The organism is Streptococcus sp. 1343 (assembly GCF_013277355.1).
Classification (GTDB): Bacteria; Bacillota; Bacilli; order Lactobacillales; family Streptococcaceae; genus Streptococcus; species Streptococcus pseudopneumoniae.
The window spans coordinates 1-15,892 of record NZ_VMMT01000021.1 but is presented as its reverse complement, the minus strand read 5'-3'; the positions used below and the strand labels follow the sequence as shown (position 1 = coordinate 15,892).

Here is a 15,892-nt window from a genome sequence, read left to right as displayed (position 1 = left end):
AGTTCATACCAATGGGAGTAAGGCAGAACAGATGAATTATGCTGTTAAGTTAAATGAGAAGGCTCTATCTTTCATCTACTCTGTTATTAAAGGGCATTCTATTGATGGATGGAAGTTGATTAGTGATACTTGGTATTATTATAAGAATAGTAATAAACAAACAGGTTGGCAAAGTATAAATGGCAAATGGTATTATCTTGAAACCTCTGGTTCAATGTCCACAGGTTGGAAATATGTACGAGGAAGATGGTATTATTTAGATAAGACCAATGGTGATATGAAGACTGGTTGGTATAAAGATGGTTCAACATGGTACTATTTAGATCCTACTAATGGAGATATGAAAACAGGTTGGATAAAAGTATCAGGTGAATGGTATTATCTCAATTCAAGTGGTGCTATGGTTACAGGTAGTCAGACGATTGATGGTAAAGTTTATAACTTTGCTTCATCTGGTGAGTGGATTTAATATTGGAGGGTATATACATGAAACTTTTGAAAAAAATGATGCAAGTTGGATTAGCAGCAATATTCTTTGGTTTTCTAGCTACAAATGTAGTATTTGCAGATGATTCTGAAGGATGGCATTTTGTCCAAGAAAACGGAAGAACCTACTACAAGAAGGGGGACCTCAAAGAAACGGACTGGCGAGTGATTGATGGTAAGTACTATTATTTTGATTCTTTATCTGGAGAGATGGTTGTCGGCTGGCAATATATACCTGCTCCATACGAAGGGGTTACGATTGGTTCTTCTCTAAGGAAAGATATTGCTTTTAGACCAGATTGGTTTTACTTTGGTCAAGATGGGGTACTACAAGAATTTGTTGGCAAGCAAGTGTTAGAAGCAAAAACTGCTACAAATACCAACAAACATCATGGGGAACAATATGATAGCCCAGCAGAGAAACGAGTCTATTATTTTGAAGATCAGCGTAGTTATCATACTTTAAAAACTGGTTGGGTTTATGATAATGGGGACTGGTATTATTTGCAGAAGGATGGTGGCTTTGATTCTCGCATCAACAGATTGCCTGTTGGGGAGATAGCACGTGGTTGGATCAAGGATTATCCTCTAACCTATGATGAAGAGAAGCTTAAAGCGGCTCCATGGTACTACCTAGATCCAGCAACTGGCATCATGCAAATAGGATGGCAATATCTAGGTAATAACTGGTACTACCTTCGTTCATCAGGAGCTATGGCAACTGGTTGGTATCAGGAAGGCTCAACTTGGTACTATTTAGATGCTGAAAATGGTGATATGAAAACGGGCTGGCAATACCTTGGTAACAAGTGGTACTATCTCCGTTCATCGGGAGCTATGACAACTGGTTGGTATCAAGATGGTTCAACTTGGTACTACCTAAATGCAGGTAATGGAGATATGAAGACAGGTTGGTTCCAGGTTAATGGCAAATGGTATTATGCTTATAGCTCAGGTGCTTTGGCAGTGAATACGACCGTAGACGGCTATTCTGTCAATTATAATGGCGAATGGGTTCGGTAATGACAGGGAGCTTATAATTATATTAGAACACTCGCTTAATCAAAGAAGTGACTTTGTTGTACTTGACCTGACGATTGGGGAGATTAAAAGCATGTGAAATCTACACATGCTTTTTCGTTAGTTATGAGTGTTGAACTTGACTAACCATTGACAAAAGATAAGAGCAATCAAAATAAGATACAAAAATATCAATGCTAACTGCACCGAAACGCTCGATGCTATGGATAGGGCTAATAGGGAGAGCAGGGACGGGGCGAGAATGTCCACTGTGCTCAGAGCAGAGCCCACCGTCCCCATCTTGTCACTGGGGATATAGGCAAAGACAGCTGCTTGTAGGCGAGGGCTGAGAATGCCGATAATCGTAGAACTGATGAAACTGGTCATGAAAATTACGATATAGGCTTGACAAAGGATACTAGTTATTAGAGCCAATAGGGAAATCTCACAGAAAACCAAGAGGTGCGTGAAACGGATATTTTTAAATAGATTACTGCTGGTCATATTGCCAAGGATAGCTCCACAAGAAATGATGATGGAGAGCAGGGCGAGGAGTTGCCCAATGCTCAGTTGTGCTAGTGTCTGTTGGATGAAGCGGAGGGCAATCAACCGAGGAGACACATCCAAGATGGCAATCATACTGGTCGTCAGAAACAGTAGTATGACGGTATCTTTTAACCTCAGGAGCACAGCCAGCGACTGTTTAAGATGTTGAAAATATTTCTTAAAACTCAGTGCTGTATGTGACATTTCAATCCTTTTTTCAACCTCATACAAGGTATGTCGAATAACATACAGGCCCCAAAAGGCAATGACAAAAGTCAGAGTGTTGATAAGGGAAATAGTTTGAATACTCATAACATTGATAAGGAATGCACCAGCTAGATTGGCGACAATGCGGACAACCCTCATCAGAGACTGCCTGAACCCCATGGCATCATGCAGGTCGTCCTTAATTATACTGATGTAGAGGGCGTTCATCATGTAGGCAGACAGGTAGCTCAAGGTGTCAGAGATAAGGTTGATGATGACAATCATAATGACTGAAACTAATGAAAAGGGCGACAAGACGAGAAATACTGTCAAAATAGCGTAGAGCAGGATTTTGATTTTGGCAATCCAGAGTGCGTGTTTGACTCTATTTTCTTGAAAATCTCCTAGAATTCCGAGAAAGAGTTGCGATAGTAGGGGAACCACCTCTGAAATGGAAATCAGTAAAATCGCTAGCGGAGCGAAATTGTACTGAGCCACATAATTGATAATGGCGAGGTAGAAAATACTGTCGCCGAATGATGAAAAACAGCTGTTTAGCAGCAACTGTCTATATATGTTGTTTGTCCAAAATAATTTCATACTTTTCTCCTTATTTCTGCACATCGAATGGGAATTTATTATTTAATAGACACCAATATACCCCCATGCTTCAAACAAATCTGCTTTACTCCTATCTCCTTGAAACATCAGTAAATCGTGATCATCTCGTTCAGAACATGCTAAAATTACCTGTTGGATTTTTTTCATCAGTAATTTGTTTTGATTGTAGACAGTGGTTTGTAGTAAGCTAGTTATTCCGTGGCAATATCCTGTCATCATTTTTAGATGATGGTTAAAAACAAATTATTGATATTTACTAATAATATCTTTGTTTCCGTCACAATCGTACATACAAAGATATAAGATTATTCCGGAAATTCCTTTGCACCAAGAAAGTTGTAAATTTCCTAAATTTTTAGTATTAGAAGTAATTTTTTCTAATAATTTTTTTAATTCAGTATGGAATGTATGGAGATCATTATAGAACATAGAAGGTTCTAAGACTTTAGAATAGGCAAATAAAGCCTATGCAATTCCACAATATCCATGAGCAAAGCTATAGTCTAAAATGCTTTCTTTGGCTGTATCTCTTTGTAGGAAATAATGCTAAATTTCCCCTATACTATTGTGGATGAAAATTTTAAGAGTATTGTCATTGGTAAATTGATAGTATTTTATTAATGACAATAGGACACCAGATTTTCTCAATGCAAAGTCTATTTCCTCTAGAGTATCATAATTCTCTATTAATTTCTTAGCGGTGACGTTTGCTAATTGTAGATAGTATTGATTTTTACTGATAGAAAATAAATGTAGGAGTAACCATAGATAGCCTGAATCACCAAATAGCAGCGAGTATTGATATTCATATGTGTGTGTCGTTCTAATTGTCACTGCTTTCTTGATGATAGAGAGTATTTTAGAATCCAGTTCTGGGGGGACAATTTATTTAGAGGAAACAGTAGTCCAGCTATTCCGTGTTGGAATGATAAATTACTTACGAAATTTCCAAATTCTGTTGAAGAAGTGATCCTTCCTTCAGAATTTACAGTTTTATCTAGTAAAAATCGTAGAACACTATTACATTCCGTTTTGTAATCATATTTATGTTCCTCTATTTTTTTAATTTTGACTAAATTATTTGTTTGACTTAAATTTAGTAGGTATTGTAACCAAAATAGTTGCTCATCTGTGAGCTGACCTTGAGTATGTGATAGTTCTAGTAATTGAATAGGATCCTTTAGTTAGATTCGATCAATCCATAACATAACAACATTTTTAGGACAACTTGTCAAATATTAGTATATATTTTTACATCTTGAATTGTCAAATTAAGTGCATAACTTTCCCGTAGCATATGTACTGACCCCCAAAAGTTAGACAATTAATTTATCCAAAGGATTTAGTTCTGTACTGCACAGGACTAAGTCCTTTTAGTTTTACCTTAATTCGTTTATTGTTGTAGTAATCAATATAGTCTACAATAGCTTGTTCCAATTGCTTAAGCGACTGAAACGACTTCTCATAACCGTAAAACATTTCCGATTTCAGAATCCCAAAGAAAGATTCCATCATGCCGTTGTCTGGGCTGTTGCCCTTGCGTGACATGGATGCTTGAACTCCCTTACTCTCTAGGAACCGATGATAAGAATCGTGTTGATATTGCCAGCCTTGATCACTATGGAGAATCGTATTCTCGTAGTGCTTCTCTGTGAATGCCTGTTCCAACATTGTTTGTACTTGTTCTAAGTTGGGTGAAGTTGAAAGATTATAGGCGATAATTTCACTATTAAAGCCATCTAAAACTGGTGATAAGTAAAGCTTTTGAGTACTTGCTGGAATGGCAAATTCTGTCACATCTGTGTAGCACTTTTCCATTGTTTTAGAGCCTTCAAATTGACGTTGAATGAGATTCTCTGCCTTTTTGCCAACGTCTCCTTTATGAGAAGAATATTTTCGTTTCTGTCGCATTTTAGCTTGTAAATTGAGTACTTTCATCAAGCGTTGAACTCTTTTATGATTTACCAGATAACCACGATTTCTTAGTTCTAAATGAATCCGACGATAACCATAATTTCCCTTGTGTTCGATAAAAATGGATTGAATTTCAGCTTTAAGCTCTTGATTCTTATCTAGTTTGTCTAGCTGTTTCAAGTGATAGTAGTAGGTCGAACGAGCTAGTTTAATGACTTTTAGAAGAAGATCTAACGAAAACTCAGTCATTAATTCTTGAACAATTTCTGTCTTTCTTCTTTCTCTTCTTTCTCTTTTTCCTCCTTCAATCGGAGTTCTCTTAACTTTTTTAGGATGGCATTCTCCGCTCTCAGGTACTCATTTTCTGCTTGAAGACGTTCTAATTCTGTCCTCTCTTCAGGTCTCTTTTTTGGCTTACGTCCCATTTTAGGTACTCTCCCTCTTGTTTTCTCAACAATAGTATACCCGTTTTTCTTGTATTGTGCTAGCCAATTAAGAAGTATCGTACGACTTGGGAGGCCGTATTCAAGAGAAACTCTATTTTTAGTCCAGCCTTCATGTATGACTTTATCAATCATTTCTTGTTTTAAATCAGGAGAATAGTAACGATTTTTTCCTTTTTTGACGAACTCTATTCCGTAACGATCAATCAATTTAATCATATACCTAATATTAGAATTGTTTATCCCAAATTTATTTGAAAGCTTCTCTAAGCTATATCCTTGTTTTCTAAGTTCATAGATCTGAACTTTATCATCATAAGTTAATTTCATAATAAAAATACCCCAAAAGTTAGATTTTGTCTGTCTAACTTTTGGGGTGCAGTTCACCTAATATTATGCGTTTTTTCCTATTTTAAAGACTTTTATCCACCTATTATACAAAGTTAAATATCCATCACAGTTTACCATTAGCCTTCATTACTTAACCCATTCGCCATTATAGTTTAAGTAGTAACCACCTACTGTGGTATTAACAGCTAAAGCACCTGAACCATAGGCATAGTACCATTTACCATTGACTTGGAACCAGCCTATCTTCATATCTCCATTACTTGCATTTAGGTAGTACCAAGTTGAACCATCTTTCACCCAACCAGTAGACATTGCACCTGATGAACGAAGGTAGTACCAACTGTTACCAACATAAGCCCAACCTGTCTTCATATCACCATTTTGAGCATCTAGATAATACCAAGTTGAACCATCTTTCACCCAACCAGTTGCCATAGCACCTGATGAACGGAGATAGTACCAGTTATTACCTAGATATTGCCATCCTGTTTGCATTGCAGCAGTTGTTGGATCAAGGTAGTACCAAGCTGAACCATCATTTATCCAACCTGCACGTCTTTCACCACCAATATAGTTTTCTCCATTAATTTCTGTTTTAGCTAGATAATACCAGTTAGACTGATCATAAAGCCAACCTGTCTCTAAAGAATGATTCTGATTAAAGTAATAGTTCGTGTAATAACGCTTCTCTTCTTTATCTTCTGAATCTTCTGAATCTTCACGTTTTTCCCCGTACTCTTTTCCAACACTGTCTTTTGTTTTAATCTCTAATGCTTTCCAGCCAACAAATTCTTGTAGTACCCCATCTTGTCCAAAATAGTACCACTTGTGTTGAAGGCCGATTTCATTAACTGGTTGGTTATCTAATAAATCATCACGATAACCTGTTCCAGGAATTTCTAAGTATTGCCATCCAACTACCATTTCTCCTTTATCACCAAAATAGTAAGTTTTTCCGTCTATTTTATGCCAATAGATTGCTTTATGAGCATCTTTTACATAATATTTTCTATTATCCTTATCAACAAATTGGCCACCTGTGGTATCCGCAAAAACAGTATTTGTAGCTAGCAAACCAAAGAAAAATGCTGTCAGTCCAACTTGCATAGTTTTTTTCAAAAGTTTCATTTATATGTCCTCCAATATTAAATCCACTCACCAGATGAAGCAAAATTATAAACTTTACCATCGATAGTTTGGCTACCTGTTACCATAGCTCCACTTGAGTTAAGATAATACCAGTTTCCTCCTACTTTTATCCAACCTGTTTTCATGTCTCCATTAGTAGGATCTAGATAGTACCATGTTGAACCATCTTTATACCAACCAGTCTTCATATCACCATTTTTATTATCTAAGTAATACCATTTGCCTCGTACATTTTTCCAACCTGTTGCCATTGAACCAGAGGTTCCCAAATAATACCATTTTCCATTTACTTTTTGCCAATCTGTAAGCATCTTACCAGAAGCATCTAGATAGTACCAAGTATCATCTATTTTCTGCCAACCCGTTTGTTTATCATGTTGTTTATAATAGTACCAACTGCCACTTAATTTTTTCCATCCTTCAAGAGAATATCCTTTAAGTACTGAATAAATAAATGATAAATTCTGTTCATTTAATTTTACTGCGCTATTAACTTGGTTAGCTTCATCTCCCAAAGTATGTACTCCGACTACACGGTGACTAGCATCATAAACAGCAGATCCACTTGATCCCCCCAAAGTATCAACTTGATAATTCAAAAAAGTACCATCATCACTTAAAACTTGTTTTTTATCTGTATACATTTGATGAATTCCAAAATCATATGATGGATATCCTGTAATCGTCACTGGTGTTCCAGCCAAATTTTTCTGACTATTTGGAAGCCCCAGTGTTCCCAATTTTGCGCCAACAGGCTCTTCTAGAATTAATAGAGCCAAGTCATATTTCGATGCATCTCTAGAATTTAAAGTTCTAAATTCTTTCAAATAACGAACTTCCTTAACCTTGATTTTTCCAAATGGTTCCTGATCTGGACTAGCTGCTGGAAGTACATAAATAGCATCCGCTTCTTTTCCATATTTATGACTGTAGAAGTTATGAGCTGCTGTAATTAAAACATTATCTTTAATAAAATTCGCGCTTCCTCTTCCTTCTATATTCGTTCCATTGGCTACACCATTGTACTCAGACAAAACCATAGCTGAAGTTGAATACGGATATTGTAGAGTATTATCAATTTTAACCAAATCATCATTACCGATAATTACTTCTGATTGATTTTGGTAATATGAACCATATGTTGGCGAAATCTCAGGAAGTGAAAAATTATTAGTTTCTGGACTTTCCTGTAATGTTTCACTCACCTCATATTCTTCACCTGTACTAGAAATAACAGTCAAAGCAGATACTGTCGACAACTGGCTAGCCAATAAAGTACTCGCAATAATTGAAATACCCAATTTTTTATAAAACGTTTTCTTCATTATTTTTATCCTCCTAATGTGATTATAGCATACTATTCTAAATTTCTCAATCTACTATAGAATCAAGAAATCTATCACCTTCTGTAAATACCCTCCATTATCACATAAACAGGTAAACTTTTCAATTAATGACTGCGCTTTTCAATCACGATAGAGGTACTTGCTTGCTTCTTTGATACTAAGTTCAGCCATTCTTTCCTTGTTTTTCTCAATAAAGCATGTTACTCAAGTTGGATTCGTTTTGGAGTAGTCTCGCAGAGTCCAGCCAATGGCTTTATTGGTAAAAAATTCTGTTTGGTTCAAGTTATGAAGGAGAATCTTTTCCATTAATTGAGTATTGGTCTTCTCTTTTCTTAATAACTGGTGGTCAATAGCGACGCGTCTCAACCAGATATTGTCTGACAGGCTCCATTGGAGGATTATTTTTTCCAGTTCCTGCTTCTCATACACCAAACTCCCTACTACTCGATCTAGGATATCCACCGTATCCCACCAAGACTTGGTAACAACCAACTGCTCTAGCTTAGGCAAATCGCTGTCCTTTAAATAAGACTGCATTGCTTTCAAATAGTTAGCAGCCACATACTGGTATTCTCTAGATTCTTTTTCCCAGCAAGTATCTGCAAAATCCCAATCGATAATCTTTGTTTTTTCGCTTCTGGAAAATATTTTTATAGAGTTTATTTCTTTCAGGCACCGCAATACCTAGAAAAGAAAATTGATGGCGCATATGGGCTTCCATGGGTCTTGCTTTTTAGAGTCTTTTGCTGCTTCTAGCTCCTCAAGTAAATCTGCTAAACTCATCTAAAACTCTTCATGCCCCACCAAATGGTGCTGAAAGGCATAGACAGCCGCCTGGGTGCGATCGCTGACTTCAAGTTTGGCAAGGATATTGGACACATGGGTCTTGACCGTCTTGAGAGAGATAAAAAGTTCATCAGCGATACGCTGATTTTCGTAGCCCTTGGCGATGAGTTGGAGAACATCTCGCTCACGCGCAGTCAGGTCCTCATGTAGTTCTATGTGATTGCGGTGGTATTCGACTTTTTTGCTGACCTCTTGCTCAATGGCCAACTCCCCAGCAGCCACCTTACGGACAGCATGGAGCAGTTCGTCGGCACTAGAAGTCTTGAGCATATAGCCACGAGCACCTGCATCTAAGACAGGCATGATTTTTTCATTGTCCAAGTAAGAAGTCACAATTAAAATCTTGGCTTCAGGCCATTCTTTAAGGATGGCCAAGGTCGCGTCAATTCCATTCATCTCAGGCATGACAATATCCATGACAATGACATTCGGACGCAATTTCAAGGCCAAGTCAATACCTTGAGACCCGTTTGCCGCCTCGCCCACAACTTCTACATCATCTTGGAGATCAAAGTAGCTTTTCAAGCCCAATCGGACCATTTCATGGTCATCTACTAGTAAAATTTTCATCTTTACTCCTTTATCATTCCTTATCTAACAGGGGAATACGGATATCAACTGCCAGTCCTTGCTTGGGAGCTGTCAAGAGTTGAACTGTTCCAGCCATATCTTCAACCCTCTCTTTGATATTTCGCAGTCCATAACTCAAGTCGTCTAAGTTCCCTAACTGGAAACCAATCCCATTGTCCACCACCTTCAGCTGCAATTCAAAGTCTGTCTGATAGAGATAGACATCCAAACAAGAGGCCTGGGCATGGCGGAGGGTATTGCTAATCAACTCCTGCAAAATGCGGAAGATATGCTCCTCAATCTTCTTGGGCAATTTCGTCATATTCTGCTTGAGACTAACCTTGAGATCACTCTTGTCCTCAAGCTCTTTTAGGAGAATTTGAATCCCTTCTATCAAGCTCTTCTGCTCCAGTTCAATTGGTCGCAAGTGCAGGAGCAAGACTCTCAAGTCCTTCTGGGCAGTTTCTAAAATAGCTGTGACACTCTGCAACTGGATCTGCATCTTTTCTCTATCCAATTTCAAAGCCTGCTGACTGACGCCTGATAAAATCATGTGAGCCGCAAACAACTCCTGACTGACTGTATCGTGCAAATCCCGAGCAATCCGCTTTCGTTCCTTCTCGATGATTTCCTCTTCCTGAGCAAGGCTGTGATTTTCAGCCTTTTGAAGCGCTTCTGTCAAGAGGTTAAGTTTGCCAGATAAGGACTTAAAACTAGCATCCAAATCTGGATCTACAACCTGAACCACTTCTTTCCCTGCCAACAAACGCTTGAGATTAGCCTGCATTTTTCTTAGAGAAAGCTCTTCCACACCTCTCCAAAACAGGGATAAGAGAAAGGTCATGGACATGCTGAATACCAACAATAAAAAGATAAATTTTTCTGTTTTTTCGACATCGTGCAAGAAAATAGACCAGTCAAAGTCAAGGATTTCCAGCAAGCTGTGGGAGAAAAAAAAGACAAAGAGGACAGAGGTGATGGCAATGATTACATAAGCTTGTTTTTTCATCCTCTGACCACCTCCACATCCCCAATCATAGTGGTCAAGAAAATCTTGACACTCTTGTTACTCTTGAGATAGTCTTTCGTTTCTTGATGATAGTGTTCATTGCGGAGGGCTCGCTTGGGCTGATTGAAAAAAGTCAAATCCCCATAGAGACAATTAACGCTGAGACTGACTTCCACATCTACAGGTACGATGATTTTGGTCGTGCCTATCATCTTTCTGAGGATAATGACATTGTCATGATTGGTTAGGATAACCCTCTCCAGATGAATAGTGTCCCTACCCATGAGACGAAAGAGATTGATATCATCAAACTGGCAAGTCTGGTAGCTTGAAAAATGATGAAGATTTCCAAACCAACGATTTTTCTCCTTCTTAACCGTTACCACCTCTTCAAAAATCAAATTGGTCTGCTCTTTTTCCTGGTTCATCATCGGATAAAGAAGAAAGAGGCTGTAGATGACCGCAACAAAAATAGCTAGAATCACAAAAGGATTGAGCATGACGATGAAAAAGAAGAGAATGCTTGCCACCACTAAAAGAAGATTATTGCCCTCTTTACCAGTGTAATAGCGAATCAAAAGCAAAAAGAGGAATAAAATCAGCAGAAAACGTGAAAAATGCTCTGAAACCATCAAAATCAGAGCTCCCGTCAAAAGACAGGCTTCGATAAATAAAAAGATTTTAAATTTTCTCATAGGTTGATCCTCTCCTTTCTATTTTATCACACTTCAAAAAAGTCACCTCAGTCTGAGGATGGAAAAAAGGCGGTGGTCACGCCTTTTTCATCTGATCCTTTGCTTCTTTTAATTTTCCATAAAGAAGATAGTCTACTTTTTGCAAATCTGCTATGGTGGCACAATTAAGAGCACACATAATCAAACGCAGATCGTCTTTCCAGCCTTGAACAATACCAATCACTTCTTCAACTGAATAGGTTTCAACCAATTCCAGAACTGTTCGTGACAGTCCTACAGCTTTGGCACCAAAGACCAAACACTTAATCATATCCAGCGGATTCCGAACGCCTCCACTAACCAAGAGTTCGACCTTGTCTTTCCATTCTTGGGCGTTGAGTAGGGCCTGCACGGTAGACTGTCCCCATTGATTGAGGTAATCACGCTGGCCACTGCGACGGTTTTCGATATAGGCAAAGCTGGTGCCACCACGACCTGATAAATCCACTGTACGAACACCCAGTTCATAGGCTCTCTCGATGGTCTTGGCATCCATTCCAAAGCCCACTTCCTTGAGAACAATAGGAACAGGAATTTGCTGGCTATAGTCTGCCAGATGCGATTGCCAGCTTCTGAACTTCCTTTCTCCCTCAGGCATAAGCAATTCCTGCATGACATTGACATGCACTTGCAGGAGAAGAGGATGCATCTCTTCTACAGTCTGAAGGCCTAACTCGACAGGCTTGTCCAATCCAATATTGGTTCCAAGGAGGAGATTGGGATGACTAGACTTGACAGAAAAAGAGTCATCTGCTGGATCTTTGAGTGCTGCGCTATAAGAACCCGTTACAAATAAAATACCACAGGCTTCTGCCACTTGAGCCAACTTTTGATTGATTTCTTTACCTTTTTCACTCCCACCTGTCATGGCATTGATATAAAAAGGAAAATCCCACTTTCGACCAGCAAACTCTGTCGACAGATCGATTTCATCCAGATTGTAAAGAGGCAAGGAAGAATGAAGCAGCTCCACCTCATCAAAGCTATTATAGGAACTTTTCTGCTCAAGGGCATAGCGGATGTGCTCATCCTTACGATTTGTCGTCATGTCCTATCCTTTCTTGGTATAAGAGCTCAATCCCCAGATCGGCCCAACGGTTTTTTAGGGTTTCAGTTGATTGCTCATCAAAACTCAAGGCAATACCACAATCACCACCACCAGCGCCACTGCTTTTGGCAACGGCTTGCAAATCTTGACTGGCTTCTTTCAGCTGTCTAAGCGAAGGCGTATAAATATCTGCGCTCAAGCCTTCTAAGAGATTGCTGGCTGTTTCCACCTGCTCAATAACTTTTTCGGATTTCCCCTGCTCCAAGGCTTCTACCAGAGAAGCCACTGTTTCTTTTGAGGAACTTAAAAAATTCTGATTGATATTTTGCTTGATTTGTTGAACCATATCACTAGATACAGCCACTTCCTTGGTCCATCCCACTAGGAAATCACATTCTAAAGTTGGTTTCACTTGTGAAATTGAAAAGTCCCAATCACGCTCTAAAACAGTCGCCAAATTTTCTTCTTTCAACCAAGCTGCTACCTGCTGGCGATCAAATGACTGGTAAAGAACCAAATCCTCTGCCACAATACAGGCAAGGTCCCCCATAGACCCATTGTCTCCGCGCTTGAGCAAGACAGCGCTAGCCAGCTTGAACAAAAGCTCCTGATCAACCGAAAGCTTATACAGAGCTAGCAGAGCCTTGATGACCAAAACAACGACGCTACCGCTAGAACCTAGACCAAACTTTTTCCCTTCCCGTTCCATTTTTCCTCGAATTTCTAGAGAAAAATGTCTTAAAGTTTGACCTCGATAAGTCAGGAAATCTTCCACTAAAGCAATCGTTTCTTGAATCAAGCTGTAGTCAGAATTTGGCGCCAAATCTACTGCGAAATCAAACAGATCTGAATAAATACGGTAGCTGTCAGAAAAAGCAATATCGCCCTTCATATAGATGGGAATGGCCTTTATCAAGGCCAACTGTCCGGGCTCTAAAATAGCATATTCACCTGCCCAATAGAGCTTTCCACAAGTTTTAACAGCAATCATCTTGACTCAAATCCTTTGTTTTTGACACAATCAAGCGGTAACGTTGACCGAAGATTTTTGATAAATGCTCCAAGTCTTTCTCTTGACAAAGAACTTTGACATTAGGACCGGCATCCATAGTAAAGTAGCAGGCCTCTCCTTGCTCGCGAAGTTGACGAACAAAGTCCATCGCTTCATAAGATGAATCGGTCAGATAAGAAAAGGCTGGTGATGCTGTTTTGGTCGTAGCGTGCATAGCAAGAGCATTTTTCTCCGTTAATTCTCCAATCTTGGCAAAGTCATTTTCCTTGAGATAAATCAGCATATCCTGATAGTCCTTCTCAGACTGACGAACCCAGTCGTCAAAAGTCGTCGAAGTCTCCACACAAAGTTTCATCCCGTCACGGCTAGAGATTGGTTTTTTCTTGTCCTCTAGCACCAACATGATCATAGCTAGTTTCAAGTTTGTCTCTACAGGGTAAATTCCCCCACTATCCTTGTCCCAGGCACCTAGTGGTCCATAAAAACTCCGAGAAGAAGAACCTGAGGCAAACTTAGCCTCCTGTGCCAACTGACTCCGAGACAAACCAAGCTGGAAATAAGCATTACAAGCCTTGACCAGGGCGGACAAACCACTAGAACTTGAGGACAGGCCCGCTGCCGTAGGCATATTATTTTGAGTATCGATACGGACAAAGCCCTCACCAGCTGGACGATAACGGTCAATAATCTTACTCATCTTGGCATGCTCGACCTCATTTTGTAGCTGAGCATTGATGTAAAATTCGTCAGCTGTTACATTGGCTGGTAAAGGCGACAAGGTCGTCTCTGTATACATATTTTCCAAAGTTAGAGAAATACTGCTAGTAGCAGGCACTATCTCTTTTTCTTTTTTCTTTCCCCAATATTTGATAATAGCAATATTTGCGTAGGAACGTACTGTTACAGGCTCTCTATCCATGTCTGAACAGCTCCTTTCTCTTCTAATCTTTCTGCTAATTCTTGTGCGTGTGTCAAATTATCTGCCAAGGCTATAATACAGCCTCCTAGCCCACCACCGCTCATCTTGGCACCCAGAGCACCATGGCTAAGAGCCGTTTCAACCAGATGGTCTGCCTCAGGGCTACTGACCCCAATTTCTTTTAAATGTAAATGCGCTTGACTGAGGATTTGTCCCAGTTCTTCAGCATCTTTTTGTGAAATCGCATCCTCTGCCTGCTGGGTCAATTCTCCCAAGGCATGCAAAAATGGTAGGGCATCCTTGCCCTTATTTTGAACCACTTGGATGGCTTCACGAGTATGACCATAAACACCCGTATCGGCAATCACCAAATAGGCGGATAAATCCATCTCAAGTTCTGTAAATCCTACGTTCTTGATAAAGCGAATAGGTTGGTCACTGAGACAGGTCTTAGCATCCAAACCACTAGGATTCATATGGGCAATCATTTCAGCTCGATTGACCAAGATTTCTAGTACATCATGAGGCAGATCGGCCTGATAGTAGTCAAATACCGCACGAATGGCCGCTATGCTGATAGCCGCTGACGAACCCATCCCCCGTTTCTCAGGGATAGCCGAGTCAATCTCACAACGAATGCAGGCTTCTGTGATATCCAAATACTCCAGTGAGGCATAAACCGCCATGGACAAGGTATCCTCCTCATAAAGGCGCCAAGGACTCTCTGCAGGAACTACCTTACAGGTCACCTCCACCTCCAAAAGAGGCAGGGAAATGGCAGGATAACCGTAAACGACCGCATGTTCCCCTATTAAAATTATCTTACTATGTGCCTGACCGACACCAACTTTTTTTGTCATTTTTTCCTTTTACTAGACGAAAAAACGTCTTATTTTTCATACAAGTATTAATTCTTTCCTATCTATTTTATTATATTTTCACAAAAAAAGCGATTGTTTCCATTCACAATCGCTTCTTTCATTATTGAACCCATTCGCCATTATAGTTGACAGAATAGCCATTTACAGTCGTATTCACTGCCAAGACACCTGAGCTATAAGCGCGTAGTACCATCTGCCATTGACCTGGAACCAACCTGTCGTCATAGAACGACGAAAGAAACTCCATACCGTTAAGTAAAGAGGAAAGTCGTGAGGGAGCATGCGCCATTGGCAACCTGTTTTAGTGACGTACAAAGTCTCATTAACAAGTACTCGTTTCGGCCATTTATAGGTGCGGTGTTTGGAGAAATAGGGTTCAATCTCCCAAGAGGCATAGGGGCGCATAATAGATATGTTCCTCAGAAAATACATCAGACAAGCGGTTAAATTCTGTACCATTATCTGCCGTGATGGACAGAATCTTGTCTTGTTTTAAGATGAGTTTTAAAGCCTGATTGACCGCCTCAGCACTTTTATTTGGAATCAATCGGATAATTTGATGCCTAGTCCTTCAATCAGTTAAGACCAGTAAACAATAATTTTTCACTCTTGTAAGCAGAACCGTATCAATCTCATACTGCCCATTCTCCAATCGCAGATTGATAGCTTCAGGACGCTGTTCGATAGATTGACCAGGGGGGTTAAAATTGGTGCTAGCTTGTTTCTTAAGCGCTTTTCCTTTTCTAGGATAGAGCAGATCCTGTTTTGACCATCCTAATTTTCCATGATG

13 protein-coding genes and 6 pseudogenes are annotated in these 15,892 nt (G+C 39.5%); 2 read left to right on the top strand and 17 right to left on the bottom strand.

The features are described from left to right. A pseudogene (locus tag HT709_RS03210) lies at positions 1-469 on the top strand (choline-binding protein G); the annotation flags it as partial. 17 nt (positions 470-486) lie between these two features. Next, complete coding sequence (gene cbpF / locus HT709_RS03205; RefSeq protein WP_000771087.1) at positions 487-1,509, top strand: choline-binding protein CbpF; 1,023 nt, start codon at positions 487-489, stop codon at positions 1,507-1,509. 117 nt (positions 1,510-1,626) lie between these two features. On the opposite strand, the gene HT709_RS03200 is transcribed toward cbpF, so the two are convergent. The 17 genes and pseudogenes from HT709_RS03200 to HT709_RS03130 all read right to left on the bottom strand — a co-directional run. Continuing rightward, positions 1,627-2,859 (bottom strand): MFS transporter, encoded by a 1,233-nt coding sequence (locus tag HT709_RS03200; protein ID WP_000765697.1) that lies wholly within the window; start codon positions 2,857-2,859, stop codon positions 1,627-1,629. A gap of 517 nt (positions 2,860-3,376) precedes the next feature. Continuing rightward, positions 3,377-3,714: pseudogene (locus HT709_RS11690) on the bottom strand (lantibiotic-modifying protein). 495 nt (positions 3,715-4,209) lie between these two features. Beyond that, positions 4,210-5,567 (bottom strand): IS3 family transposase gene (locus HT709_RS03195; protein WP_172923564.1). Its coding sequence is split into 2 segments (ribosomal slippage): positions 4,210-5,126 and positions 5,126-5,567, totalling 1,359 coding nucleotides; the frame shifts between segments, so codons are not numbered across the junction. A 147-nt stretch (positions 5,568-5,714) separates the two neighbouring features. Further along, the gene (gene cbpJ, locus HT709_RS03190) at positions 5,715-6,716 is read right to left on the bottom strand and encodes a choline-binding protein CbpJ (RefSeq protein ID WP_023938809.1); all 1,002 of its coding nucleotides are present in this window, start codon (positions 6,714-6,716) and stop codon (positions 5,715-5,717) included. 17 nt (positions 6,717-6,733) lie between these two features. Beyond that, positions 6,734-7,777 (bottom strand): serine protease, encoded by a 1,044-nt coding sequence (locus tag HT709_RS03185; protein WP_205380758.1) that lies wholly within the window; start codon positions 7,775-7,777, stop codon positions 6,734-6,736. A 426-nt stretch (positions 7,778-8,203) separates the two neighbouring features. Further along, positions 8,204-8,701: pseudogene (locus HT709_RS03180) on the bottom strand (DNA alkylation repair protein). Continuing rightward, positions 8,626-8,866: pseudogene (locus HT709_RS12030) on the bottom strand (DNA alkylation repair protein). The pseudogenes HT709_RS03180 and HT709_RS12030 overlap by 76 nt, the downstream one beginning before the upstream one ends. After that, entirely contained in the window at positions 8,867-9,499 is a 633-nt protein-coding gene (locus HT709_RS03170) for a response regulator transcription factor (RefSeq protein WP_000698420.1), read from the bottom strand. Between the two features lie 13 nt (positions 9,500-9,512). Continuing rightward, positions 9,513-10,508: a sensor histidine kinase gene (locus HT709_RS03165; RefSeq protein WP_000743655.1), complete on the bottom strand. Its 996-nt coding sequence runs from the start codon at positions 10,506-10,508 to the stop codon at positions 9,513-9,515. After that, the gene (gene liaF / locus HT709_RS03160) at positions 10,505-11,203 is read right to left on the bottom strand and encodes a cell wall-active antibiotics response protein LiaF (RefSeq protein WP_001224642.1); all 699 of its coding nucleotides are present in this window, start codon (positions 11,201-11,203) and stop codon (positions 10,505-10,507) included. Before liaF ends, HT709_RS03165 begins: the two co-directional genes overlap by 4 nt. 76 nt (positions 11,204-11,279) lie before the next feature. Continuing rightward, complete coding sequence (gene fni / locus HT709_RS03155; RefSeq protein WP_000210663.1) at positions 11,280-12,290, bottom strand: type 2 isopentenyl-diphosphate Delta-isomerase; 1,011 nt, start codon at positions 12,288-12,290, stop codon at positions 11,280-11,282. Continuing rightward, on the bottom strand, positions 12,274-13,281 hold the full coding sequence (locus tag HT709_RS03150) for a phosphomevalonate kinase (RefSeq protein WP_000562398.1): 1,008 nt from the start codon (positions 13,279-13,281) through the stop codon (positions 12,274-12,276). The genes fni and HT709_RS03150 overlap by 17 nt, the downstream gene beginning before the upstream one ends. Further along, a complete protein-coding gene (mvaD, locus tag HT709_RS03145; RefSeq protein WP_000373448.1) occupies positions 13,268-14,221 on the bottom strand; it encodes a diphosphomevalonate decarboxylase in 954 nt (317 codons plus the stop codon). The genes HT709_RS03150 and mvaD overlap by 14 nt, the downstream gene beginning before the upstream one ends. Continuing rightward, a complete protein-coding gene (gene mvk / locus HT709_RS03140; RefSeq protein ID WP_000163312.1) occupies positions 14,203-15,081 on the bottom strand; it encodes a mevalonate kinase in 879 nt (292 codons plus the stop codon). Before mvk ends, mvaD begins: the two co-directional genes overlap by 19 nt. 121 nt (positions 15,082-15,202) lie before the next feature. Beyond that, positions 15,203-15,391 (bottom strand): hypothetical protein, encoded by a 189-nt coding sequence (locus tag HT709_RS11685; RefSeq protein ID WP_240156665.1) that lies wholly within the window; start codon positions 15,389-15,391, stop codon positions 15,203-15,205. After that, positions 15,367-15,483, bottom strand: a pseudogene (locus HT709_RS12150) (transposase); the annotation flags it as partial. The pseudogene HT709_RS12150 and the gene HT709_RS11685, both read right to left, overlap by 25 nt. Beyond that, a pseudogene (locus tag HT709_RS03130) lies at positions 15,484-15,892 on the bottom strand (IS30 family transposase); the annotation flags it as partial.